Below are 23,450 nucleotides of genomic sequence, written 5' to 3' on the forward strand. Positions count from 1 at the left end.
GGGGATCGCGCATGAGCCGCATCATCGCCGGCGCGGCCGGCGGCAGCCCCCTGACCAGCGTCCCCGGGAACATGACGCGTCCCACGACGGACCGCGTCAAGGAAGCACTGTTTTCCCGGCTGGACGCCTTCAACGTCATTGCCGGTGCCCGGGTGCTGGATCTCTACGCGGGCTCCGGCTCACTGGGCGTGGAGAGCGGCAGCCGTGGCGCCGACTCTGTGGACCTGGTCGAATTCGATGCCAAGGCCAGCGCCGTCTGCCAGAAGAACGCGGACCTGGTCAACACCGTGGCACGCCGCAAGGTGGTCTTCGTGCACCGGTCCAAGGTCGAATCGTTCCTGGAACGGACCGCCGACGCCGTGCTCTGGGACCTGGTGTTCCTGGACCCGCCGTACCCGCTGGACGAGCCGGCCCTCGCCGCCGTTCTGGCCAAGCTGGTGCCGCACCTGGGCGAGGGGGCCGTCGTCGTGGTGGAACGCTCCTCCCGGAGCCCCGAACCGGAGTGGCCCGACGGCGTGGAACGATTTGCCGAGAAGAAGTACGGGGAAACCCGCCTGTGGTTCGCCGAACCCGGCGTCGCGGCTGCGGATTAATCGGACAGTACGTCCAGTTCGACGCCGGCGAGGACCTTGGCCGGATGCGGACCGCGGGCCGTGAGGGCCGCCGTCCAGACCTCGGGCCACGGGCCTTGCGTCCCGGTCAGGATGATGTTGCCGGGGTACCGGCCGGTGAACACCCCGGCCTCCGCGAAGGCCGCGACGTCCGACATGGCGCGGCGCAGGGCCGCGACCTGGCTGCGGACCAGGGTCAGCCCGGGTTCGTCGCCCACGTTGACAATCAGGACGCCGCGCGGCGTCAGCCGTGCTGCAGCCTCCTCATAGAACTCGGTGCACGCGATATGTTCCGGAGCTTCCGGCCCGGAGAAGATGTCCAGGATCACGACGTCGAAGCGCAGCTCCGCCGGAAGCCCGGCGAGGGCCTCGCGGGCATCGCCGATCACCGTGTGCAGCTGCGTTCCCTCCGGCAGGGGTAGCTGCGCCAGCACGAAGTCCAGCAACTCCCGCTCCAGTTCAACGGCGTACTGGACCGAGCCTGGGCGGGTGGCCTGGATGTAGCGGGCCAGCGTCAGGGCGCCCGCACCCAGGTGCAGCGCCGTGATCGGCTCGCCCCACGGAGCGGCGAGGTCCACCACGTGCCCGATCCTACGCAGGTATTCGTAGAAGATGTCCCCGGGATCGGCCAGGTTGACGTGGGACTGCTCCGCGCCGCCGATGCTCAGCACGAAGCCGCCGTCGGTAAAGGGATCCGATTCGATCTCGGCGTGCTGTCCCGTGGTCCGCAGGAACCGTGAGGCGCCGGGCTGCTGCTCGGCCATCCTCACAGCCTGTCGCGCAGGGTCGCCAGCCGCTCGGCCGCTTCCTCCAGCACGTGCAGCTGCTTGCAGAACGCGAAGCGCAGCAGGCTGCGGGTGCGCTCGGCGCCGTCGGCGTGGCAGAACACCGGCACCGGGATCGCGGCGACACCCACGAGGGCCGGGAGCCTGCGGGCCAGCTCCACGGAATCGGTGATGCCTAGCGGAGAGGTATCTACGTTCACGAAGTACGTCCCCTGCGGCGTCAGGACGTCAAGGCCGGCCGCGCGGAGTCCCTCGCTGAGGATGTCGCGCTTGTACCGGAGGGTGTCCGCGATGCCGGTGTAGAACTCGTCCGGAAGGCCCAGCCCCACCGCGATGGCCGCCTGGAAGGGCGTGCCGGAGCTGTAGCTCAGGAACTGCTTGACGGTCCGGGCGGCGGCCACCAGATGCTCCGGCCCGGAGAGCCAGCCGATCTTCCAGCCGGTAAAGGAGAAGGTCTTGCCGGCGGAGGAAATGGTCAGCGTGCGTTCGGCCGCTCCGGGCAGCGTGGTGACAGGGATGTGCCGGGCGCCGAAGGTGAGGTGCTCGTAGACCTCGTCGGTGATGATGACGGCGTCGTGCTTCTCGGCGAGTTCGACGACGCGCTGAAGCACCTCGCGGGGGAACACGGCACCGGTGGGGTTGTGCGGATTGTTGATCAGGACCACCTTGGTGCGCGCGCTGAACGCGGCCTCCAGCGCGGCGGGGTCCGGCATGAAGTCCGGGGCCAGGAGCGGGGCCGTGACATGGGTGGCGCCGGCGAGCCCGATGATGGCGCCGTAGGAGTCATAGAACGGTTCGAACGTCAGCACCTCATCGCCGGGGCCTACCAGTGCGAGCAGCGACGCGGCGATGGCTTCGGTGGCGCCGGTGGTGACGATGATCTCCGTCTCGGGGTCCGGAGCGAGCCCGTAGAACCGCTGCTGATGGACGGCGATCGCCTCCCGCAGCGGCAGGATGCCCTTGCCGGGCGCGTACTGGTTGGCGCCGGCGGCGATGGCGGCCTGGGCGGCCTCCTTGATCTCCACGGGGCCGTCCTCGTCCGGAAAGCCCTGGCCGAGGTTGATGGCACCCGTGCTGAGGGCCAGGGTGGTCATCTCCTCGAAGATCGTGACGCCCAGGGAGCCGTCCGGGGAGAGCAGGTTGGCGCCCGTCGCGGCGCGCTGCCACGGAAGGGGGAGCGGCGCGGTCATCGGGGGCCCGCTTTCGTGTCGGGGACGGCGCGGCCGGTGAACTTGTCCATGGTGGAGTAGATCCCGAAGACCTTCCCGCCCACGAAGTCCCAGGCCCGCACCGGCAGGATGCCCTTGAGCACCTTGCCCAGTTTGGCCATCCCGGGGGCGATCAGCTGCGGCTGCCCGGCGACGGTGGCCCGCCAGGCCCGGTCCACGGCATCCTCCGGTGTCATGAGCGGGGTCAGCAGGGGACCGCGGGCCCCTTCGAACATGCCGGTGGAGATGTAGCTGGGGCAAAACGTGGTGACGGCCAGGTGGCGGTAGCCCTGCTGCTCCAGCTCGAGCCGGAGCGAATCGCTCCAGCCGATGACGGCCCATTTGGACGCGGCATAGACGCTCATCCGCGGATTGGACACCGTGCCGGCGGCGGAGGCGACGTTGAGGATCCGGCGGGGCCGGCCGGCGTCGGCCATCATGTCCGGCAGGAATTCGAGGGTGACATACATGGGTGCCAGAGCGTTGATGTCCATGGTCAGGGCGATGTCACGGTCCGGGGTGTGGTCCCAGAAGTACGCGCCGCGGACGATCCCGGCGTTGTTCACCAGAAGCGCCAGCGGCCCTTCGGCCCGGGCTTCCCGGGCGGCCCCGGCGATCGCGGCGGGGTCCGCCAGATTCACTGTCCGGGGGACGGCGCGGGCGCCCAGGGCCGTGACTTCGGCAGCGGTGCTGGCCAGGGCGTCGGCGTCGATGTCCCAGAGGATCACCACCGCGGCGCCTTCCCGGGCGGCGCGGAGGGCGTACAGCCGGCCCATGCCCATGGCGGCGCCGGTGACCAGGGCCACGCCGCCATCCATGGTGAACGGCTGCGCGGCAGCAGGCTGCATGGTGAAAGGCCGAGTGGCAAAAGGCAGGGCGAAGCGGTTCTTCGATGCTGACATTCAGCCATGCTATCCCGGCCCGCGGCGCGAATACGGTAGGTTCGGACCATGAGACGCGCCGTATGCCCTGGCTCCTTTGATCCCATTCACAATGGCCACCTGGAAGTCATTGCCCGTGCCGCGGGCCTCTTCGACGAGGTGATCGTGGCCGTGTCCACGAATTACGCCAAGAAGTACCGCTTCAGCCTTGAAGAGCGGATCGACATGGCCCGGGAAACCTTCGCATCGTTGCGCGGCATCGTGGTGGAACCCGTAGGGGAGGGACTCCTGGCCGAGTACTGCCGGCAGCGCGGCGTCTCCGCAATCGTCAAGGGCCTGCGCTCGTCCTCGGACTTCGACTACGAGCTGCCGATGGCCACGATGAACCGGCAGCTGACCGGCGTCGAGACGGTGTTCCTGCCGGCGGAGAGCCACTACCTGCACTTGTCCTCCACTCTCATCAAAGAGGTCTTCACCCTGGGCGGGGATGTCTCGGACTTTGTGCCCCGGTCCGTGCTGAAGCGGCTGGCTCCGGGGGAACCGGTCCAGAACCGTGCCCGCAAAGTGTAAGCTTGACCGGTACTCGGCGGCCTGCTGCCGGTTGCGCGGCCCGTCCCGGGGGCCGGTTTGCGGCATCATGCTGCTGACCTGCTGCCCGGTTTGAGTCCGTCCGGAAGTTCAGGCTAAGATAGTACGTCGGTCATATGTTCAACAGGAGTTCTCATTAAACGAGATGCTAGTTCGCCCCTGGCGTTCGACGTCAAGGACCTCGGACGCAGTCCGGGAAGCATGCGGACGCTGAAGGAACATGTACCCGCACCAAGTGATCTTGGTGTGGCACTCATTGGCGTGCAGGAAGGCTCGGATGTCGAGCTGGATCTGCGGCTCGAGGCCGTACACGAAGGAATTCTGGTATCAGGAACCGCGCTCGTTGAAGTAACTGGCGAATGCGGCCGATGCCTGGATCCCCTTGCGTATGACCAAGAGGTTGATGTGCAAGAACTTTTCTTCTATGAGGACGCTGTGTTCTCGGACGAAGAAGACGAAGAAGAGCAACGTCGAGTCGAGCACGATCTAATCGATCTTGAGCCGGTGTTGCGGGACGCAGTTGTCACCATACTGCCGTTCCAGCCGGTGTGCCGGGAAGACTGCCAGGGCCTTTGCTCCGAATGCGGAGTTCGCCTGGAAGACGAGCCGGGGCATCACCACGAGGTCGTAGATCCTCGCTGGGCCGCCCTGGCTGACTTGGCTAAGCCTGACCGGCAAAACTGATTTGTAAGTGTTGGACTAGAGAGAAATGAGTTAGCCGTGGCTGTCCCGAAGCGGAAAATGTCTCGCTCGAATACCCGCGCCCGCCGCTCCCAGTGGAAGGCAACTGCCCCCCACCTGGTGAAGACCGTAGAGAACGGCCAGGTTGTTTACAGCCTGCCGCACCAGGCAAAGGTCGTTACCGACTCGGCTGGCACCGCGCTGTTCCTTGAGTACAAGGGCCGCAAGGTCGCAGACGTCTAATCCGCCAACAGGCTGAAAAAGATGTCTTCAACTGAAGAGCTTCTGAAGCGTCTCGGTGTCACTATTGACGCCGGGACGCTTCGTCTTGCGCTCACACACCGTTCCTATGCCTACGAAAACGGCGGCATTCCCACCAACGAACGGCTCGAATTCCTCGGCGACTCCATCCTGGGGTTCTCCGTCACTGACGCGCTGTACCGTGACAACCCCACGCTGCCCGAAGGCGACCTGGCCAAGCGCCGTTCCGCCGTCGTCAGCACGCGGGCGCTGGCTGGCATTGGCCGCAGCATCGGCCTGGGCGAGTACATCTACCTCGGACAGGGCGAGAAGCTCACCGAGGGCAAGAACAAGGCCTCGATCCTGGCGGACACCATGGAGGCGCTGATTGGCGCCACCTACCTCTCCAACGACATCGAGACGGCACGGCAGCTGGTCATGCGGCTGATCGGCCCGCTGCTGAAGGACGCCGCGGCCCTTGGCGCGGGAACCGACTGGAAGACGAGCATCCAGGAACTGGCGGCCAGCCGGCAGCTCGGGACCATCAACTATGCGGTTGACGGCTCCGGACCGGACCACGCCAGGACGTTCGAGGCCGTCCTCAGGATCGGCGGCACGGACTACGGCACCGGCACCGGCAACTCCAAGAAGGAAGCCGAGCAGGAAGCTGCGGCCGACGCCTGGCGCCGGCTGACCACCCCTGCTGCCGACACCCAGGCTTCCGACACCCAAACCGGCAGCTAGGCAGCGGCATTGCCTGAACTGCCCGAAGTCGAGGTGGTCCGGCGCGGGCTCGTGAGCTGGGTGCGGGGCCGGACCATCACCGCCGTCGACGTCCTGGATCCGCGCTCCCTGCGCCGGCACCTCCTGGGACCGGAGGACTTCGCCGGCAACCTTGAAGGCGCGCGCGTGCTGGATGTGGTCCGCCGCGGCAAATTCCTCTGGATGCCCCTGGCGGACACCCCGGCTCCCTCCGCAGATGCTGCCCCGGGAGAACCGGCCCCCGCCGTTGCCCTCATGGCCCACCTGGGGATGTCGGGCCAGCTGCTCATGCAGGTCCCCGGTGTGCCGGACGAGAAGCACCTGAAAGTCCGGTTGCGGCTCAGCCCGACCGAAGGCATGCCGGAGCAGCTCCGGTTCGTGGACCAACGCATCTTCGGCGGCCTGTCCCTGACCTCGCTGATTCCCACGGACGACGGCGGCCCCGGCGGCCTCGCCGAAACCCCGCTCCCGCTCATCGCCGAGGAAGCCTCGCACATTGCCCGGGACCCGCTGGATCCCTACTTTTCTTTCGACACCTTCTACCGGCGCCTGCGTGCCCGCAAGACCGGACTCAAGCGGGCGCTCCTGGACCAGGGCCTGGTCTCCGGGATCGGCAACATCTACGCCGACGAGGCCCTCTGGAAGGCGCGGCTGCACTATGCCCGGCCCACCGATACCCTCCGCCGGGCCGACGCGCTGCGCGTGCTCGACGCCGCCCGCGAGGTCATGACGGATGCCCTGGCCGCCGGCGGCACGAGCTTCGATTCGCTCTATGTCAACGTCAACGGCGCCTCGGGATACTTCGACCGCTCCCTCAACGCCTACGGCCGTGAAGGCCAGGAGTGCAAGCGCTGCGCCGCGGCCGGCCTCGTGAGCATCATGCGGCGGGAGCAGTTCATGAACCGCTCATCCTATACCTGCCCAGCCTGCCAGCCCAGGCCGCGTAACGGCCGCTGGTAGGCAGACCAAGAACAAGTAGTCCTACGCTTACGCACCCCTCTTGGCCGGTGACAAACTGTCGCCATGGGAGCTGGGGACTATAGGAATCCTTATCGCGCCGGCGTTAAAGGCGGAGTCAAAAGGGCCGACACGACGCCGGACGCGCACGGGTAGGCCGTCGTGTACATCTCAATGGCCGACCGCACCGGCGGCAAAAAGAACTCCGGCGACACACGGCCGGAAGCCCTGCCCGGACCGGGCGTGGCCTTCCGGTTATCGCCCGTCATTCTCTGGCTGGGCATCGTCAGCATGGCCACGGACATCTCCTCGGAATCCGTGTCCGCCATCCTGCCGCTGTACGTCACCGGATTTCTGGGCCTCTCGACCATTGCCTTCGGTTTCATTGACGGGCTCAACCAGGGCGTCAGCGCGGTGGTGCGCATTGCCGCCGGGTGGGCCTCAGACCGCACAGGCCACCCGAAACGGGTGGCGGTGGCCGGCTACGGGCTCTCCATGGTGGCCCGGGTCGGCTTCCTGTTTGCGGGCGGGTTCTGGGCGATCACCGGGATCGTGACCGGCGACCGCATCGGCAAAGGCATCCGCACCGCGCCGCGGGACGCCTTGATCTCATCGGCTGCCCAACCGGAACATCTGGCGAGATCCTTCGGGGTGCACCGCATGCTCGACACCGTCGGCGCCGCAACAGGGCCGCTGCTGGCGTTCCTGATCCTCCTGTTCATCCCCAACGGGTTCAGCACCGTCTTTGTGGTTTCGCTCGCCTTCGCCGTAATCGGCGTCGCCCTCCTGGTGCTGGTGGTGCCGGACCGCAGGACTCCGCGGACGGCGCAGAAGCCGGACCGGGCACGGCCGCCCTTCACGTGGAGCCAGTTGAAGGACGCCGGACTGACCCGCCTGCTCGTGACCGCGGGGATCCTCGCTTTGCTAACCGTCGGGGACGGCTTCATCTACCTCGTGCTCCAGGATCGGGACTCCTTCGCCGTGCAGTGGTTCCCGCTGCTCTATGTCGGAACCAACGTCGTGTACCTCGCGCTGGCCGTTCCCCTGGGCCGGTTCGCGGACCGCTGGGGCAGGATCCGGGTGTTCCTGGGCGGACACGGAGCGCTGCTGGCGTGTTACCTGCTGGCCGCAGTGCCGTTCGGCGGCCTGGGCGTCACGGTGGCGTGCCTGGTGCTCCTGGGAGTCTTCTACGCCGCAACCGACGGCGTGCTGGCCGCGCTGGCGAGCCGGCTGGTCAGCCCGGACAAAGTGGCCACCGGCATCGGGGCCGCCCAGACCGTGGTGGCGCTGTGCCGGATGGCGGCGTCGGCCGGCTTCGGCATCCTCTGGTTCACCGTCGGGGCCCCCGCCGCAATGACGACGGCCGCCGTCGGCCTGGCCGCGGCACTGGTGGCCGCGGCCGTGCTGATGCGCACGTCCCGTGCACAGGAGGCCGGCGCATGACGGCCACCCGCACCGGGCGGCCGCCCGGAAAGGGTCCCGCGCCTGGAATAGAATCCACTGCCGAAAGAGTACCTTCAACCCAGCGGGTCGCGATCAGCAGGAAGCGACTCCTGGCCCTGGTACTCATCACCGTGGGAGCCATTGCGGCGGCGGGACTCTACGCCGGACTGGCCTTCCGGGACGCCCGGGCCAGCCAGAGTGCACCGCCGCCGGTCGACGTCACCACGTCCACGGCCCTGCCGGCCGCACCCTTCGTCCTGTTCCGCAACACCGCGCCGGGCCAGGGGTTCGGCTCGGCCGCCACCGTGCCGCTGTCCGGGCCCGGCGGTCAGCGCGCCTTGAGCGGAGCAAGCTGCGACCGCGTCTACGGCACGCACGATCAGACCTTGTGCCTGCAGACCAAGCAGGGACTGGCCACCACCTTCCAGGCCACCGTGTACAACAGCACCTGGCAGGAGACGCGCAGTTGGCCGCTGCCCGGCATCCCCAACAGGGCCAGGACCAGCGCCGACGGATCCCTGATGGCCACCACCGTCTTCGTGTCGGGCCATTCCTACTCCGCCGCCGGGTTCTCCACCGAAACAGTCATCCGGGATAAGACGGGCCAGAGCGGCGGAAGCCTCGAGGGCTTCGCACTGATGCTGGACGGCACCCGGATCAAGGCCACGGACCGGAACATCTGGGGCGTCACGTTTGCTCCCGGAAAGCCCGACGTCTTTTACGCCACGGCGTCCTCGCAGGGGCACATCTGGCTGGTCCAGGGCAGCATTGCCGACCGTACGCTCACCGTGGTCCGCAGCGGCATAGAATGCCCGTCCGTTTCCCCGGACGGCACCCGCATCGCCTACAAAAAGAGCGACAACGGCACCCTGACCGGTCACCGCAGTGTCGCCGTCGTGGACCTCGCCAGCGGCACGGAAACCGTCCTGGCGGAGAAACAGAGCATTGACGATCAGATTGAGTGGCTGGACAACTCCACCCTGTTGTACGCCCTTCCCCGGGACGGCTCCGAAGTGGATAGCGACATCTGGTCCATCACAACGGACCCGGCCGCGCAGCCCGTCCTCTTCATCGAGCACGGGTTTTCCCCCTCGGTGGTCCGGTAGCGCGGCGGACGTCGCCCGCGTCGTTAGGATCCGTCCGGCACCCTCAAGCGCCGCCGCGAAGTGAACCGTAGTGCTCGGCCAGCCTCGCCAGGCCGTCATCAAGGGACACGGCGGGGGTCCAGTCGAGGAGTTCGCGGGTCTCGCGCTGGTCGAACCAGTGGGCGGTGGAGAGCTGTTCGGCGAGGAACCGGGTCATCGGCGGCTCGTCGGACCGGCCGGAACGGGCCCAGAGCTTCTCAACCACTGATCCGGCCGCCCGCGCGAGCCTGCCCGGCACCCGCCACGACGGCGCGGGGACGCCCCCCGCGGCACAGATGCCCGCCAGCAGCTCCCCGACCGGGCGGGGCTCGCCGTTGGTGATGACCAGCGCCCGGCCGTGAATGTGCTCTATGCGGTGCAGGGCGGCGACGATGGCCGAGGCGGCGTTGTCCACGTAAGTGGTGTCGATCAGGGCCGCCCCGGCGTCGAGCAGCGGCAGGCGTCCGCGGCCGGCACGTTCCAGCACCCGTTCCACCAGCTGCGTATCGCCCGGACCCCAGACGATGTGCGGGCGCACGGCCGCGACCCGGAAGTCCGGCGAGTCCGCGGCCAGCGCCAGCAGCTCGGCCTCGGCCTTGGTGCGCGAGTAGTCGCCGTGCGCGCGGGCCGGGTCCGCCGGCTCGGCGCCCAGTCCGGCGATAGCAGCCCCGGAATTGGCCACGGACGGGGAGGACACGAACACCAGATCCCGCACGCTGGCGTCGCGGGCCGCACGGAGCAGGCGGCGCGTGCCTCCGACATTCACCTCGTCGAAATCGGCGGCACGGCCGGTGAAGGAGACCTTCGCCGCCAGATGGATGACAGCCTCGGCCCCGGCGACGGCGCGGCGGACAGCGGTGTCGTCCGTGACGGACCCGGAGAGGTCCGCTGCGCCATCGACGCCTGCAGGACGGCGCTGGAAGGTGGTGACGGCGTGGCCTTGACGCACTAGAAGCCCGGTGACTTCCCGCCCGAGCAGGCCGCTCGCGCCGGTGACGAGGACTCTCACGGCGTGCCCGGCCGGCCGCCAGCCAGCACCGCGGAAGCCCACCGGGACAGGCGGACCCTGTCGATCTTGGCGTTGTGGCGGATGTCGGTCGGCTGGGAGGGGACGGTGAGCACGGCGGAGACGCTGACGCCTGCCTGACGGGCCGCGTCGCGCACGCGCCCGGCGAGGTACGGCGCCGCGAGGCCGGCCCGGCGCACCGGCGGAACGGTTTCGACGACGGCGACGACGGCCTGCGTCCCGGCGGGGCCGACCCCGACGACGGCGGCCAGCCCGACGGCGTCCAGGCGCTCGATGGCCTGCTCGGCGCCGACAGGCGTCACCACAGCACCCGGCGCGGTCACGACGTGCGCGAGGCGGCCTTCCACCCAGAGCCGCCCGGCGGCGTCGAAGTGCCCGACGTCGCCGGTGCGGTGCCATCCGGCCGTGCGGACGCTCTCGCGTTGGGTCAGCCAGAGCCTGTCGTAGCTTTCCTTCACATGCGGGGCGCTGACGAGGATCTCGCCGGTTAATCCCGCCTCGGTGACGGGTCGGTTCCCGGGGGCTGAGCCGTCCGCGTCGAGCGGGATGACGGCCACGCGGGCGCCGTGCACCGGCCGGCCCACGCACACGCCGTTGCCGGCCCCTGCGACGGTGCCGGCGGCGGCATCGGACTCGGCGGCGCAGATCTGTTCGAGGCTGATGTCCGTGACGGGCAGCGCCTCGGTCATCCCGTACGGGGTGTGCAGCGAGGCACGGGGCAGCAGCCGCTGGACCTCTGCGAGGAGGGAGGCGGGGACGGGCGCGCCGGCGGAGAGCAGCAGCTCCACACGACCCAGGGCCTCGTGGCCGGCACCGTCCAAGCGGCTCTGGGTCGCAAGGACGTTGCGCAGGGCAGCGGGCGAGGCGAAGACCACCGTGGCGTCGATCGCCGCGGCGGCGTCCGCCAGCGCGCGGGCCGTGAGGGTGCGGGGCGCTGTCACGTCCATGGCGGGCGTCACCGACACTGCTCCCAGCGCAGGTCCCAGCAGGGCGAACGGTGCGAAGCCTGCCACGAGGCGTGCGCCGGGGCGGATCGCCAGCGTCGCGGCCACGGTGTCCCGCATTGCGGCCAGTTGCCGGTGCGTATACACCACGCCCTTGGCCGGACCGGTGGAGCCGGAGGTGAAGAGCACGGCGGCGGGGGAGTCCGGGTCCGGAGCCTCGCCCGGGTCCGGGCTGAGTGTGGCTCCGCGGCGGGCGAGGGCGGCGAGGGAAGTCTCGACGGCGAGGACGCGGCGGCGGGAGGCGGGCAGGTCCCGCACACTGATGCGCCGGCCGGGCCAGCCAAGCACCGACGCGGCGGCGAGGGCCTTATCGATCCCGATGAGGTAATCCGGGGTCGCACCCTTCACGGCGCGGTTCAGGCCGCGGGTGCCGAGGCCGGCGTCGGCCACCACCACCACGGCGCCGAGCCGCAGGCAGGCGTAGAGGACCACAGTCAGGTCCACGCCCGGCGGGACCATCAGGCTCACCCGGCTGCCCTGCCGGACACCGGATTCCTGCAGGCCGGCTGCGAGGGTGATGATATTCCGTTCCAGCTCCTGCCAGCTGAGCGAGCGGGCGACGCTGCCGTCCGCGGCCATCTCGGCGACGGCGGCGTCCCCGGCATGGGGTCCTGCCGCCAGCCCGGTAAGCGGCGCCCACAGGGGCGCGAGCCCGGTGCCGGGGGCCGGCGTCGAGGGTTCAGGCATTGGTGGTTCGGGCGCCGGGTTTACCGGTGCCGGACCGTCCGCGGGGTTGCTGTCCCGGCCGCGCTCGGCAAGCCAATCGAAGACGGGGGCGGCAATGTCCCGGTCCTCCGCGATCAGGTGGCCGGCGCCCTCGAAGCGGTGGACTTTCGCTTGCGGGAGCCGGCTGATGAGGTCCTTGAGGTACCGGTCGGAGAAGATCGGGTCCCGCGGCCCCCAGAGCATCAAGGCCGGTACGCTCAGCCTGCGCAGGCCTTCGGCGACGCGGGTGAGCGCCGGGAAACTCGGATGGGACGCGTCCGCGGGAATGTCGGCGACAAAGTTTCCCACGCCGGCGCGGCGGCCGGCGCCCCGGTAGGGGGCCATGAAGGCGCTGCGGACGTCCTCCGCGAGCGGCGGGCGGGCCAGGGAATGCGTCACCCGCAGGAAGGTGTCCGACGTCGTCGTTCCCCAGCGGTGCACGGCAGGGTGCAGGGCCAGCCGCAGGGCCGGCGGGATGGGTGAGCCGGGGGGCTGGTGGACGGCAGTGTTGGTCAGCACGACACCGGCGAGCTGCTGCGGATGCGCCAGGGCCCAGCCGAGGCTGATCACGCCGCCCCAGTCGTGGCCGACGGTGACAACCGGCCCGTCAAGCCCTAGGGCGGTGGTGAGGTCGCCGAGGTCGTTGATCCGGTCCGCCAGGCGCCGGAACGTGCCGGTGCGCTCGGAGAAGCCCATATCCAGTTGGTCCACGGCCACCACACGCCACGGATGCGCGGGATCGGAACCGGCCGCCAGCAGGGTCCGCCACAGGTATGACCACGTCGGGTTGCCGTGCACGCACAGCAGCGTGCCGGCGGGGGTCAGGCCGCGGCGGGCGAGCTGGGCGCCGTTGTCGAGCAGGTGCCAGCGGCGCAGGGTTCCAGGCTCATCCGCGGCGGAAGTGGACGCCACATCGATGTCGCGCGACCATTCGGGGTCGACGCCGGTCCAGTCGGCGGTTACCAAACGATTTCCACCATGGCGGTGTTCAGGCCGGAGCCGACGCCCATGCACAGCACGCGGTCCCCGGTCACGAGGGTCTGCGCCTCCGCCGCGAGGGTCATGGGTAGGGAGGCCGGGCCCACATTGCCCCAGTGCGGGAACGTGATCGGCACTTTGTCCGGGTCCAGGTCGATGGCGTCGATGATGGCCTGGGTGTAGGCGTTGCTCACCTGGTGCGTCACGTAGCGGTCCATCGAAGCCCAGTCCCACTCCGGCTGGGCCTCTTTCCAGGCATCGACCACGAGCTGCAGGCCGCCATCGAGCAGGCCCTTGGTGTCGGTGGCCATGCCGTCGATGCCCCCCACGCACAGTTCATGGTGCTCGGTGCCGGCGCGCATCACGCCCCCGACGATCCGGTGCGCCCCGGGGTGCTGGTCCGCCGGGCCCAGGACGGCAGCAGCGGCTCCGGAGCCCAGGGTGAGTGTGGCGAATTCGCGGTTGAAGTCCTCGCGGGTCGTCTCGGGCCGCTGCAGCCGCGTCAGGGTGGCCTCCTGCGTGGCCTGGGCATCCTCACCGTTGACGATCACCGCGTACTTGATCTGGCCGGAGTCGATCATGCTGGCCGCCAGGGTCATACCGTTGACGAATCCGAGGCAGGCGTTGGCGAGGTCGAAGTTTATGGCCGACGACGGCAGGCCGAGTGCATGGTGGATCTTCACCGCGACAGAGGGTTCGAGGTTGCGCCGCGTGACCGAGGTGTTGATCAGCAGGCCAACGTCGGCCGCTTCGATGCCGGACTCGGCCAGGGCCTTGGCGCCGGCCTCGATGGCCGCGTCGTCGAACGATGTCCCGGGGGCCCACCAGCGCCGGTGTGTGATGCCGGCGACCCGTTCGAGCAGCTTCGGCGGGAACTTCAGCCGCCGCAGGGTCAAAGCCAGCCTGTGGTCGAAATCCTTGGAACTGACGATCGTCGGAGCTTCGACGCTGCTCACCGAAAGCAACGCGGTGTTGTAGTGCCGGAATGTCGCATTCCCTACCAATTCAAGCCCCTGTTCATGTCCGTCCTGCGCTCCAGCGGTTGACTGCCCCTTCAAACACAAGCTCAAGAGCTTAACTATGCCCGGTGCCGGCAGGTTTCTGCACATGCCGCCTGCGGCATCTGCGGCGGCCTCGCATGGGTTGTGCGCGGAATTGCCGCAGCTCCGCAGTAGATTGTAGGTACCCGGGGCCGTCCCCGACCATCCATGTCCGTCCGAATCATGCTTTCGCCCAACAGCGTGCCCAGTCCGCCAGCCAGGAGATCCGAAGTACCTTGCACCTGAAGAGTCTGACCGTCCGGGGATTCAAATCGTTTGCCTCAGCGACAACGTTTGAATTCGAACCCGGCGTCACCGCCGTGGTGGGCCCCAACGGATCGGGCAAGTCCAATGTGGTGGACGCCCTGGCTTGGGTCATGGGCGAACAGGGCGCCAAAACCCTCCGCGGCGGCAAGATGGAGGATGTGATCTTCGCGGGCACCTCCGGCCGTCCGCCCCTGGGCCGGGCCCACGTCTCCCTGACCATCGACAACAGCGACGGCGCCCTCCCGATCGAGTACAGCGAAGTGACGATCTCGCGCACCCTGTTCCGGGCCGGGGGCTCGGAGTATGCCATCAACGGCGCGGCCTGCCGGCTGCTGGACATCCAGGAGCTGCTCTCCGATTCGGGCCTCGGCCGCGAAATGCACGTCATTGTCGGCCAGGGGCAGCTGGACAAGGTCCTGCACGCCACCCCCGAGGACCGGCGCGGGTTCATCGAGGAGGCCGCCGGCATCCTCAAACACCGACGCCGCAAGGAAAAGACGGTCCGCAAACTCGAAGCCATGCAGGCCAACCTGTCCCGGCTCAGCGACCTCACCGGCGAAATCCGGCGGCAGCTCACACCGCTGGGCAAGCAGGCCGAAGTGGCCCGGCGTGCCCAGACCGTCCAGTTCGAGGTCCGCGACGCCCGCTCACGCCTGCTGGCCGACGACCTCGTGCAGCTGCAGTCCGCGCTGGCCCGGGACGTCGCGGATGAGTCGGCGCTCAAGGCGCGCCGCGGCGTCGTCGAACGCGACCTCGAGGCCGGCCGGCAGCGCCAGGCGGTCCTTGAGCAGCTTGCCGCCGAGGCCACGCCCGCGCTGAACGCCGCCCGGGACAACTGGTACGCCCTTTCCACGGGACGCGAACGGCTCCGGTCCCTGGGCTCGCTCGCCGAGGAACGCCGCCGCCTGCTGGGCGCCGCGGACGTGGTTCCGGACACCGGCCGGGATCCGGACCAGCTGGAGAAACAGGCCGTCCGCGTCCGCGAAGAGCAGGCCGGGCTGGAACGCCAGATCCTGGACCGCACCGGGGCGCTGGACGCCGCGACGGCCGCGAAGCAGGCCGCCGAACAGGCCGCCGCGGCCGAGGACAAGCGGCTGGCGGCCCTGCTTCGCGCCGCCGCGGACCGGCGCGAAGGCCTGGCCCGGCTCGCCGGGCAGGTCGGCGCGGCTCGGTCCCGCGTGGAATCGGCCCAGGCCGAGCTTGGACGCCTCCGCGACTCGCAAAAAGCGGGGGAGGAGCGCCGCCGGCAGGCACACAGCGAATTCACCGCACTGGAATCACAGGTGGCAGGCGTTGAGGACGGCGAGGAATCGCTCGACGCCGAGTACGAGGCCGCCAGTGCGGAGCTGGACGACATCCTCGCCGGCATCGAGGAGCTGGAAGCGGCCGAGCGCGAGGGCGAACGGGAACGCGGCGCCCTCGTGGCCCGACGCGATGCCCTCCAGCTGGGCCTGAACCGGAAGGACGGCTCCGAGCACGTGCTCGGTGCAGGCGACTCGGGAGTTTTGGCCGCCGGCGTGCTCGGTTCTCTGGCGTCCATGATCACGGTCGAGCCTGGCTTCGAGCCCGCCGTCGCCGCGGCCCTCGGCACCGCCTCCGACGCCGTGGTGGTCCGGGACCGGGAGACGGCCACCGCCGCCGTGCGGCTTCTGCGCGAGGACGACGCCGGCCGCGCCGCGCTGCTGCTCGCTGATCCTTCCGCCGGTGCGGCGACGACTGCCGGTGCGGCTGGGGCTGCTGCCGCACTCCGCATCGGCACGACCCTGGGTGCCGAGACCACGCTTCCCGCCGACACATCGCTTCCAGCCGGAGCGCGCTGGGCCGCGGAACTGGTGTCAATGACGACGCCCGATACGGCCGGGTTGCCGCTGGCCGCCCTGCTGGCGGGCGTCGCCGTCGTGGACGACCTCGACGTTGCGGCGGACCTGATTGCCGCACATCCCGGGCTCACCGCCGTGACCCGGGCCGGGGACGTCGTCACGGCATTGACCGTCACCGGTGGCTCCGCGACGGCGCCGTCGCTGCTGGAAGTCCAGGCCGCCGTCGACGACGCCGCCGCCAAGCTGGCCACCGTTACCGCCGGTCTCGAACGCAACCGCTTCGCCCTCTCTACCGCCCGGTCCCGACGAGCCGAAGCCCAGGACCGCGCGGACGGGGCCCTCGCGAAGCTCCACGACTCCGACGCGAAGCTCGCCGCCGTCGCCGAACGCCTGGGCCACCTCAACTCGGTGCTGCGTAGCGCCGTCGGCGAAAGTGAGCGGCTCACGGCGTCCCTGGCCAAGGCAGAGGCCAACATCGCCGGCGAGCAGGAGGCACTCGAGGCGGTGGCGGCGCGGCTCGCCGCGGCCCAGGAAGCCCCCGCGGAGCAGGAACCCTCTCCGGAACACCGCGACGCCCTGGCCCTGGCCGCCTCGCTGGCGCGCACGGCCGAGATGGAGGCCCGGCTCGCCCTGCGCAGCGCCGAGGAACAACTCACGGCCACCCGCAACCGTGCCACCTCGCTGGAACGCGCCGCCGCCACTGAACGCCGCGCCCGTGAAGAGGCTGCGGAACGGGCCCGCCGCCGGCGGCTCCAGGCCCGGCGCGCCGCCGCCGTCGCTGACGCCGTGGGGCAGGTAATCGGGTTCATCGACGTCTCCGTGGAGCTGGCGCGCCGGGAGCGGGACAGCGCCGAGGAACGCCGGGACGAAATGGAGCGCGAACTCGCCGCGGTCCGCACCGGCAACGACGCCCTGGCCCGCGAACTGGCCGAACTCACCGACTCCGTGCACCGCGACGAGCTCGCCCGCGCCCAGCAGCGGCTGCGCATCGAGGCGCTGGAACTCAGGAGCATCGAAGAGCTCGGGCTGACGGCCGACCAACTCGTGGCCGACTACGGCCCGGACCAGCCCGTCCCGGTGCCGGCCGCCGAGTCGGGCGACAAGTGGGCCGCGCTGCGCGCCCCGGTGGACGAAGACGGCCGGGAAATTAGCGAAGGCAAGCCCTTCGTCCGCGAGGAACAGGAAAAGCGGCTTAAACGCGCCGAACGCGACCTCTCGGCCCTGGGCAAGGTCAATCCGCTGGCCCTCGAGGAATTCGCCGCACTTGAGGAACGCCACCAGTTCCTCAGCACCCAGCTCGAAGACCTGAAATCCAGCCGCAAGGACCTACTGGACATCATCAAGGAAGTCGACGACCGCGTCCAGAAGGTCTTTGCCGAAGCGTTCGAGGACACCTCGCGGCAGTTCGTGCGGGTCTTCGCCCGGCTGTTCCCAGGCGGCGAGGGCCGGCTGGTCCTGACGGACCCCTCGGACATGCTCACCACCGGCATCGAGGTGGAAGCGCGCCCGGCGGGAAAGAAAATCAAGCGGCTCTCGCTGCTGTCCGGCGGGGAGCGTTCCCTGACGGCGGTGGCGCTGCTGGTGGCCATCTTCAAGGCCCGGCCCTCGCCCTTCTACGTCATGGACGAGGTGGAAGCAGCGCTCGATGACACCAACTTGGGCCGGCTCATCACCATCTTCGAAGAGCTGCGCGAATCCAGCCAGCTGATCGTCATCACGCACCAGAAACGCACCATGGAGGTGGCCGATGCCCTGTACGGCGTCACGATGCGCGGCGACGGTGTCTCCACGGTCATCAGCCAGCGGCTAACAGCGGAGGTCTAGCCAGGGCCAGGATCCAGGACGTGCCTCCCAGCTGGATGTGACGTCTTTGGCCGGCTGGTGCGACCGTTTCCCGGCACAAGTCCGGAGCCGGTAGTCACCGCTCTTGTTGCGGGCCGGCGCCGCGGGCGCAGCAGGGCAAACAGCTCAGCGACGTCGCCGGGAGAACCGGTGCTGCTGCGGCCGTCGAGGACGAATCCACGGTCCGGGTAAGGTCACTGGACGTTCGCGGTGTCCGCAAGGCGTTCCCCGTGACGCCGGACCGTTGCCGCAGAAGCCGCGCTACATGAAGTCGTTCACCGCTTACCCGATTTCCAATCCCACAAGCGCCGCCGCATTGGCTTGGCACCACCGGCTCGATCGCCCGATGAGTTCAGCGACCCGGTCATCCCTCTCTTGACGGTAACCCCTCGCAGGACTGACGTCATTGCCGGCGTCCCGTCGCAGCACCATCAAGATTGTCAGTGCCTCTTCATAGACTTGGGGTATGAAAAGCAGGGTGGCGTGGAGCGGGGACAGCGGGGTGGCGGTGGAGGCCGTTGCCGCGTCTGTGGCTGTGCTGGCTGCCTTGCTCGGGTCCGGCTCCGAGGGCCCGGACCGCCCTGATCCGGCCGCCGCCGATGCCGACCGGGATGCGGGCGCCCTGCGGGATGCCGGTGCCCTCCGGGATGCCAATAACTTGCGGGATGCTGATGCCCTCCGGGACGCTGATCCGTTGCGGGATTTGGCGGACGGGTTGTTGGACGGGTTGGCCGAGGTGGCCCGGTTGGAGGCCCGGACGGCGGCGCTGAAGGTTCAGCTGGCCGCCGACTACGCCCGGGCGGCGAGGTTCCTGGCCCCGCCGGCGGGATCCGTGCGGGACCGTGCCGTCCAGGAGATGGCCCTGGTCGCCGAGGTCGCGTGTGTCCTGACCGTGAGCGAACGCGCCGCCGGGGCGCTGTTGTCCGAGGCCCGGGCGTTGACGACCGGGCTGCCGCTGACCTGGGCGGCGTTGCGGGCCGGGACGATTTCCTGGCAGCACGCCCGGATCCTTGTCGAGGAAACCGGCGGCCTGGATTCTGCCGGGGCGGCCTCGCTGGAGGGGCATCTCCTGAACCCCGACGCGCCCGGGGCGGCCCGGGGCTGTGCGGCCGGGGAGCTCGTGCCGTCCCGGTTCCGGGCCAAGGCCCGCACCTGGCGCGAACGCCACCACCCGGAGAGCATCGAGGCACGCCACACCGTGAGCGTCGCGGACCGGCGGGTCGAGTTCGTCCCGGACCGGGACGGCATGGCCTGGCTCTCGGCCCGGCTACCGGCCGAGACCGCGGCCGGGATCTGGGAACGGACCACCGCCGCCGCCCGGGCCCTGCAGGGCCCGGCCGAGACCCGGACCCTGGCCCAGCTGCGCGCCGACATCGCCGCGACCTGGCTCCTCACCAACGGGACCGGCCCCACCCCAGGGACCACAGCCCGAACAGCCGACGACGGGACCAACGGCGGACTTGCCGGCGGCAGCAACGGCGGACGTGCCGACGGCGGACTTGCCGGCGGCAGCAACGGCGGACTTGCCGGCGGCGGACTTGCCGCGGGAGGGTGTGAGGCTCGGTGTGTGGTTGGGGGTGTTCCGGTGCCGCGGGCGCAGGTCCTGGTCACCGTGCCGGTCCTGTCGCTGCTGGGCCTCACGGACGAACCGGCCGTCCTGGACGGGTACGGGCCGATCCCGCCGTCGATGGCCCGCCGCCTCGTCAGTGGCGGCGCGGGTTCCTTCTACCGGGTCCTGACCGATCCCCGGGACGGGGCGCCGCTGGAGATCGGGCGGAGCAGCTACCGCCTGACGGCGGCGCAGCGGCACTGGCTCCGGCTCCGGGACGGCAGGTGCCCGTTCCCCGGCTGTAACAACCATTCCCTGGACAACGAGGCGGACCACCTCCTGGCCTGGGCCGACGGGGGCACCACGGGCATCTCCAACCTGGGCCAGCCCTGCCCGAAACACCACCGCCTCAAACACTCCTCCGCCTGGACACCGAGCGGGGCCACCACAACGAGCCCGCCGGGCTGGATTTCACCCTCAAAACGCTATTACCCGAGCGAGCGCCAGGACTGGGAACCGCCCCGCTGGCCCCACGACTTCCCGATCACGGCTACAGCCACAGACCCTTGGTCGGAGCGAGGCGTGCCCGCGGATCCGGACCATCCTCCGGGCCCGGGCCCCACCGGGCACCCCGGCCAGGACCCCATCCAGGATCCCGAGCCGGAACTGCCCCCGGATCCCTTCCCCGACTGGCACCACTTCACGGCCGGGCACCCATTCCCCGCCGCAGACACCGACGACCCCGGCTGGCCGGCACCCCTCGACGACCCCATCCCCGAAGAACTCGTGCTTTCATTTCTATGATCGGTAACCTCACCTCTCTGGGCCGTGTCGACGTCTGAGCAGCTCAGAGGTCCAAGCAGAACGAAATCGCTGGCCACGGCCCATTTGGGGTTTGTGAGAAGCTAGGGGAGTGAACGACATCCTCCCCATTATTCTGCCCATTCTCGCTGTGCTGGTGGTCCTCGGCGCGCTGATCCCGGTGCTCATGAAGACCCGGAAGAACGTCAAGAACTATCCCGGCACGCGCGACGCAAACGACCCCGTGCAGGCCCCGGGAGCCGGGACCCTTGTGGAGGACCGTCCGGCGCCAGCGCCGGCGCCTGAACGGAAGGCGCCGGGCGGCGTCGAGGTCGAAGGACTCGAAACGGTCGAGGTGCCGGACAACGCGGCCGGCCTGGAAACCGTACCGGTGGAAACGCCGCTGCCGGTGGCCGGGCGCCTTATCCGGCTGCGCGAGCGGCTGGTCAAATCCAACAACATCCTGGGCAAGGGGCTCCTGGCCCTGCTCTCGGCGGACAAGATCGATGAAAACGTCTGGGACGAGGTCGAGGAGACCCTCCTGCTGGCCGACCTCGGCACCGAACCGACCATGCAGCTCGTGGATGCGCTCCGCGAACGCGTCAAGGTGATCGGCACGCGGGACCCCGAGCACGTCAAGGCCCTGCTCCGCGAGGAACTCATCAAGCTCGTGGACCCCACCATGGACCGCACCCTGCACGTTGAGCGCCACGCCGACAAACCTGCCGTCATGATGGTGGTCGGCGTCAACGGCGTCGGTAAGACCACCACCGTGGGCAAGCTGGCCCGCGTGCTCGTCGCCGAGGACAAGGACGTGCTGCTGGGCGCAGCCGACACCTTCCGTGCGGCCGCAGCCGAGCAGCTGGCCACGTGGGGCCAGCGCGTGGGCGTCCCCACCGTGAAGTCGGACATCGACGGCGCTGACCCCGCCTCGGTGGCCTACGAGGCCGTCAAGGCCGGCATCGACCAGGAAGTCGACGTCGTCATGATCGACACCGCAGGGCGGTTGCAGAACAAGGTGGGCCTCATGGACGAGCTCAGCAAGGTCAAGCGAGTCATCGAAAAGCTTGCCGAAGTGGACGAGGTCCTGCTGGTCCTGGATGCCACCACCGGCCAGAACGGGCTCAACCAGGCCCGGGTGTTCTCCGAGGTGGTCAACATCACCGGAATCGTCCTGACCAAGCTGGACGGCACCGCCAAGGGCGGGATCGTCGTCGCCATCCAGAAGTCCCTGGGCGTACCGGTCAAGCTGATCGGCCTGGGAGAAGGCGCCGATGACCTCGCACCGTTCGACGCCGAAGCGTTCGTCGACGCGTTGCTGAACTAACCACGCACGGCAAAAAAGTGCCCCGGTCCGCAGAGGACCGGGGCACTTTTTGCTGCTGGCTGTGCTGCGCGAAGTCAGCGGGATATGGCTAGTACGTGAAGTGCAGCACCGTCACGGTTCCGGCCGTCAGCTTGAACTGCTGCGTCCCTGACTTATAAGCGAAGCCGGGCACCGTGGCACGCTCGGCAAGGGGCTTCGGCTCGGACTTGGCGCCGTCGATCACGGTCTGGTCCTCGGCTTTGTAGCTGGGGCCGCTGAGCTGGGTCATGGTCCCGGTCACCGGCTTGCCCGGCAGGTTCAGGGTGACGTCGGTCTGCGCGGCCTTCTCGGGGTCGTTTTCATTGACGATCACCACGCTGGTGCTGCCGTCCGCGTTCTGCAGCGCGTAGCTGAACGCCAGCCCGCCGCCGGAGCTGTTCAGCTTCATGAACTTGCCGGCCTCAAGCTCGGCCACCATGGAGATGCCGAAGAAGTTGGCCCGGCCGGACATCTGGCCGTTGCCGAACGGGTAGGCACCGGCGCTGCAGATCGCGGACAGGGGCGGCCCGCCCTTGCAGGTCTGCAGGGAGCTGTGGAAACCGATCCGGGTGATGCCCAGCTGGGCGGCGTTGAGGGCATAGTCCGCCGCCCACAGGGCCGAGGCGTGGGTGCGGGAGGTCTCGTTCGAGCCGGGGCAGGCGGCGATCCCGGTCTCCGGGAGCCATGTCTCCAGGCCTGCGTCCTGGCCGACCTTGAGGGCCGATTTCTGGTAATCGGCGGCGCGGTCGTGCATCAGCTGGCTCATCAGGTTGGCCATGGTGGGCGAGCCCTTGGGGTCGCTGCCGTCACAGCTGTACAGCGGGTAGTTATGGAACGTGAGGATCTTCTTCTGCGGGAGGTCAGCATCGACGAACGGCTGCCACCACTTCTGGTCATAGGCACCCGGGCCGGAGATGGGCACCTTGGGGGCCACCGCGTAGATGGCGTTGGCGTAGTCCTTCAGTTCCCGGAGGTACTGGTCCAGGCTGTAGCCGGTGCCGGTCTTCACATCGTTGAAGACGAAGCCGTTGGGTTCGTTGCCCACCGTGACGCTGAGCAAACGGTCGCCGAAGATCTCCGAGGCGTTCTTGACCATGTCTGCCGCCCGGGCCGGATCGTAATGGCCCAGGTCCACCGTCAGGCTGATCGTGGCATTCCCGGCCTCAAGAAGAGTCTTTACCCGTGCCAGGTCAGCCGGGCCCACGGCCTTGACCGGGTGGGTCTTGTCTCCCTTGTAGCCGGCGGGGACGGCCTCGCCGGTGGAGGTCCAGAAGAAGCGCCGGTCCACGGCATTGCCGCCAAAGCGCAGGACAGGCTGGTCGATCTCCTTCAGGAGCTTGACCATTGACGCGTTGTCGGCGCTGAGGTCAGGGTCTGCCAAGTCCGTTGCCTCCAGGGAGATTCCCGTCAGGCCCTTGTTCAGGGATGTGCCCACGAGGTCGCTGGAGACGTCCACCTTAAGAGGCTCAACCTTTTCCAGCGGCGACCCGGCCGGCGGACCCGCCTGCTGGTAGTACGTCACCGGCGGCCCCACCTCGGCAGGGCCGGACGCCGGGGCGGATTCGGACGTGGCCTGTGGTGCCGGCGGTGCTTGGGTGGGCCCGCCGAGAGCCAGGGGAACCAGCACCGCCGTGGCCGCGAGGACGGCGACGATTCCGGTGCCGGCGATAATCCGTGCGCGCTTCTTCTTCTTTCCGGCATTCACTGCGTTCGCCGGATTAGCCGCATTCGCGGGGATGGTTGGGTCAGGGCTATCGGCTTTCCCGGGGGAATAGTCGAATCTGGCCATGGG

General features: G+C 69.2%; 17 protein-coding genes and 1 pseudogene. 11 read left to right on the plus strand and 7 right to left on the minus strand.

Annotated features, from left to right (window positions below; all coding sequences use genetic code 11):
* Window positions 1-2: 2 nt before the first annotated feature.
* A pseudogene (gene rsmD, locus ACVWYS_RS06240) lies at window positions 3-593 on the plus strand (16S rRNA (guanine(966)-N(2))-methyltransferase RsmD); the annotation flags it as partial.
* On the opposite strand, the gene ACVWYS_RS06245 reads toward rsmD, so the two are convergent.
* Genes ACVWYS_RS06245 through ACVWYS_RS06255 form a run of 3 tightly spaced genes read right to left on the minus strand, consistent with a single transcriptional unit; the run spans window position 590 to window position 3,506 of the window.
* Window positions 590-1,375: a spermidine synthase gene (locus tag ACVWYS_RS06245; RefSeq protein ID WP_456509482.1), complete on the minus strand. Its 786-nt coding sequence runs from the start codon at window positions 1,373-1,375 to the stop codon at window positions 590-592. The pseudogene rsmD and the gene ACVWYS_RS06245 sit on opposite strands and share 4 nt — an antisense overlap.
* A gap of 2 nt (window positions 1,376-1,377) precedes the next feature.
* Window positions 1,378-2,586, minus strand: coding sequence for an aminotransferase class I/II-fold pyridoxal phosphate-dependent enzyme (locus ACVWYS_RS06250; RefSeq protein ID WP_456509483.1), 1,209 nt, complete (start codon window positions 2,584-2,586; stop codon window positions 1,378-1,380).
* Complete coding sequence (locus ACVWYS_RS06255) at window positions 2,583-3,506, minus strand: SDR family NAD(P)-dependent oxidoreductase (protein WP_456509484.1); 924 nt, start codon at window positions 3,504-3,506, stop codon at window positions 2,583-2,585. The genes ACVWYS_RS06250 and ACVWYS_RS06255 overlap by 4 nt, the downstream gene beginning before the upstream one ends.
* Window positions 3,507-3,554: 48 nt before the next feature.
* Between ACVWYS_RS06255 and coaD the strand changes: the two genes are divergently transcribed.
* The 7 genes from coaD to ACVWYS_RS06290 all read left to right on the plus strand — a co-directional run bounded on the left by coaD (window position 3,555) and on the right by ACVWYS_RS06290 (window position 9,262).
* On the plus strand, window positions 3,555-4,055 hold the full coding sequence (coaD, locus tag ACVWYS_RS06260; protein WP_091253233.1) for a pantetheine-phosphate adenylyltransferase: 501 nt from the start codon (window positions 3,555-3,557) through the stop codon (window positions 4,053-4,055).
* A 177-nt stretch (window positions 4,056-4,232) separates the two neighbouring features.
* Window positions 4,233-4,757: a YceD family protein gene (locus tag ACVWYS_RS06265; RefSeq protein WP_091253231.1), complete on the plus strand. Its 525-nt coding sequence runs from the start codon at window positions 4,233-4,235 to the stop codon at window positions 4,755-4,757.
* A gap of 36 nt (window positions 4,758-4,793) precedes the next feature.
* Window positions 4,794-4,997 (plus strand): 50S ribosomal protein L32, encoded by a 204-nt coding sequence (gene rpmF / locus ACVWYS_RS06270; RefSeq protein WP_056738282.1) that lies wholly within the window; start codon window positions 4,794-4,796, stop codon window positions 4,995-4,997.
* Window positions 4,998-5,018: 21 nt separating this feature from the next.
* Window positions 5,019-5,738 (plus strand): ribonuclease III, encoded by a 720-nt coding sequence (rnc, locus tag ACVWYS_RS06275; RefSeq protein ID WP_116766591.1) that lies wholly within the window; start codon window positions 5,019-5,021, stop codon window positions 5,736-5,738.
* Window positions 5,739-5,747: 9 nt separating this feature from the next.
* A complete protein-coding gene (mutM, locus tag ACVWYS_RS06280) occupies window positions 5,748-6,716 on the plus strand; it encodes a bifunctional DNA-formamidopyrimidine glycosylase/DNA-(apurinic or apyrimidinic site) lyase (RefSeq protein ID WP_456509485.1) in 969 nt (322 codons plus the stop codon).
* A 159-nt stretch (window positions 6,717-6,875) separates the two neighbouring features.
* Window positions 6,876-8,156 (plus strand): MFS transporter, encoded by a 1,281-nt coding sequence (locus ACVWYS_RS06285; RefSeq protein WP_456509486.1) that lies wholly within the window; start codon window positions 6,876-6,878, stop codon window positions 8,154-8,156.
* Window positions 8,153-9,262, plus strand: coding sequence for a TolB family protein (locus ACVWYS_RS06290; protein ID WP_456509487.1), 1,110 nt, complete (start codon window positions 8,153-8,155; stop codon window positions 9,260-9,262). The genes ACVWYS_RS06285 and ACVWYS_RS06290 overlap by 4 nt, the downstream gene beginning before the upstream one ends.
* A gap of 43 nt (window positions 9,263-9,305) precedes the next feature.
* On the opposite strand, the gene ACVWYS_RS06295 is transcribed toward ACVWYS_RS06290, so the two are convergent.
* Genes ACVWYS_RS06295 through ACVWYS_RS06305 form a run of 3 tightly spaced genes read right to left on the minus strand, consistent with a single transcriptional unit; the run spans window position 9,306 to window position 13,998 of the window.
* Window positions 9,306-10,289 (minus strand): NAD-dependent epimerase/dehydratase family protein, encoded by a 984-nt coding sequence (locus ACVWYS_RS06295; RefSeq protein WP_456509488.1) that lies wholly within the window; start codon window positions 10,287-10,289, stop codon window positions 9,306-9,308.
* Window positions 10,286-12,982, minus strand: coding sequence for an alpha/beta fold hydrolase (locus tag ACVWYS_RS06300; RefSeq protein WP_456509489.1), 2,697 nt, complete (start codon window positions 12,980-12,982; stop codon window positions 10,286-10,288). Before ACVWYS_RS06300 ends, ACVWYS_RS06295 begins: the two co-directional genes overlap by 4 nt.
* Window positions 12,976-13,998 (minus strand): 3-oxoacyl-ACP synthase III, encoded by a 1,023-nt coding sequence (locus ACVWYS_RS06305; RefSeq protein WP_344365550.1) that lies wholly within the window; start codon window positions 13,996-13,998, stop codon window positions 12,976-12,978. Before ACVWYS_RS06305 ends, ACVWYS_RS06300 begins: the two co-directional genes overlap by 7 nt.
* A gap of 272 nt (window positions 13,999-14,270) precedes the next feature.
* Here ACVWYS_RS06305 and smc point away from each other — a divergent pair, with 272 nt between their 5' ends.
* The 3 genes from smc (at window position 14,271) to ftsY (ending at window position 21,640) form a co-directional block, all read left to right on the plus strand.
* Window positions 14,271-17,945, plus strand: a complete 3,675-nt coding sequence (gene smc, locus ACVWYS_RS06310; RefSeq protein WP_456509490.1) for a chromosome segregation protein SMC — start codon at window positions 14,271-14,273, stop codon at window positions 17,943-17,945.
* Window positions 17,946-18,429: 484 nt separating this feature from the next.
* Window positions 18,430-20,316 (plus strand): DUF222 domain-containing protein, encoded by a 1,887-nt coding sequence (locus tag ACVWYS_RS06315; protein ID WP_456509491.1) that lies wholly within the window; start codon window positions 18,430-18,432, stop codon window positions 20,314-20,316.
* 109 nt (window positions 20,317-20,425) lie between these two features.
* Window positions 20,426-21,640: a signal recognition particle-docking protein FtsY gene (gene ftsY, locus ACVWYS_RS06320; protein ID WP_116766596.1), complete on the plus strand. Its 1,215-nt coding sequence runs from the start codon at window positions 20,426-20,428 to the stop codon at window positions 21,638-21,640.
* Between the two features lie 88 nt (window positions 21,641-21,728).
* Here the strand turns inward: ftsY and ACVWYS_RS06325 are convergent, their stop codons facing one another.
* Window positions 21,729-23,447 (minus strand): hypothetical protein, encoded by a 1,719-nt coding sequence (locus ACVWYS_RS06325; protein ID WP_456509492.1) that lies wholly within the window; start codon window positions 23,445-23,447, stop codon window positions 21,729-21,731.
* Window positions 23,448-23,450: the final 3 nt, after the last annotated feature.

The sequence above is a fragment of the Arthrobacter sp. TE12231 genome, assembly GCF_054062895.1.